The sequence below is a fragment of the Modestobacter sp. DSM 44400 genome (assembly GCF_900107175.1).
Lineage (GTDB): Bacteria > Actinomycetota > Actinomycetes > Mycobacteriales > Geodermatophilaceae > Modestobacter.
The window spans coordinates 1-1,406 of sequence record NZ_FNOZ01000166.1 but is presented as its reverse complement, the minus strand read 5'-3'; the positions used below and the strand labels follow the sequence as shown (position 1 = coordinate 1,406).

1 protein-coding gene and 1 pseudogene are annotated in these 1,406 nt (G+C 73.6%); both read right to left on the bottom strand.

Translation table 11 applies throughout. The features are described 5' to 3' along the window. A pseudogene (locus BLW04_RS25510) lies at window positions 1-349 on the bottom strand (hypothetical protein); the annotation flags it as partial. 796 nt (window positions 350-1,145) lie between these two features. Next, window positions 1,146-1,406: hypothetical protein (locus tag BLW04_RS27280; protein WP_217631284.1), on the bottom strand; the 261-nt coding region annotated here is incomplete at its 5' end.

Below are 1,406 nucleotides of genomic sequence, written 5' to 3'. Positions count from 1 at the left end.
GGGACTTCCAGGTGGTGAATCCGGCGACCCGGGTCGCGGTGAAGCCCTGCGCCGCCGCACCCGCCATGATCAGCAGCTGGTTGTTGAGGCTGTAGGTGGGGAACCGGGCGGCGGTCTCCAACATCGCCCGGCACGCCGGGTCGGCGGTCAGCGCCTCGACCTGCCCGCCGATCTGCTCGTGCAACGCGGCGATCTTGGCCGCGCAGGCGGCGTCGGCCGCTTCCCGCTCGGCGGCGCCGCGCTGTCCCCGCCCATCCCACTTGCCCCGTGTGCTGGCGGTGCGGCTGGTGGTGCTGGTCGCCTCAAGCCCTCCCCGGAACCGAAGCCGATGCCGGGACGGAGGGGGCACGGAACAGGTGTCCTGCCACCCATTCCCCCGGCCCGTCCGGCAAAGAGCTCTGCTCAGGGGCCGGGAGCGCCGGCGGGGGACGACCGGACCAAGACTGCTTCCGCAGCGCAGCGCCCGAAGGGCGGAAGGACCTTGGTCCGGCCGGGAGGAGACGGCGCGGGAGGCCCCTACGCTGAGCTGCCGGACGGGCCGCGGGACCAGCCAGCACAGCCCGCCGCAGGCGCACATTGACGCCGGCGCAGCCGGCGCCACGCGCAGCGTGGCCCGCAGGGTGTTCGCCCCACCCCTCCGTAGCGGTGCCGGGCCCGGCCACCTGCGCGCCGGGAGGTAGACCGGGGCGCACCGCGGACCTTGTCGCCGATCACGGGTCTGGCGGGACAGAGCACGTCCCGGCTGCTCGGGCAGCGAGCAGAGCGCAACCTCGGAAGGCATGCGGGCATGCGTCGCCATCTCAAGACTGCCGCAGGGCCGTCCCGGGCGGCTTCTGTGGACGACCGCCGCTGTCCACAGACCGGGGTGGCCACCGGCCCCCGCCGCATGCCCGGCGCCCGTGTCAGCGCCGACACGCCGGCAAGCCCTGCAGTGAGCGCGGGCCGCCCCCAGCCCGCAAGAGGTCCGCATCAAGCTGGTGATCACCGATCACGGCCAGGGCTATTTGCGCTGGTCAGGGTCCAGATTCAAGATATCGACACAGGCGAGCTGGCCGGTTCGAATCATGCCCGGGATGGTCCGGCCGGTGGCTTTCGGCCAGCACCACCGGCCTGGCAGGGGCGGTCGATCCGTGTCGGCTCGGTTCTCAGCGGCCGCGACCGCGGCCGTTATCGGGCGGCCGACGGGCCGCCTTGGCGGCCGCGATGCGCTCGGCAGGGGTGACGGGCTCGGGTAACGGCCTGCCGGCTACCTGCGGTGGACCGGTGAGGGCGGCCGGCTGACGGTTGATGTTGGCCAGCCGGTACAGCTCGGGCAGTGCGCGGATGTCCTTGTCGCGCGCGGCGGCCTCCTTGAAGCGGATGACGTCCTCGAGCGCCGCGACCCGCACCCGCACCCCGCCGACGGT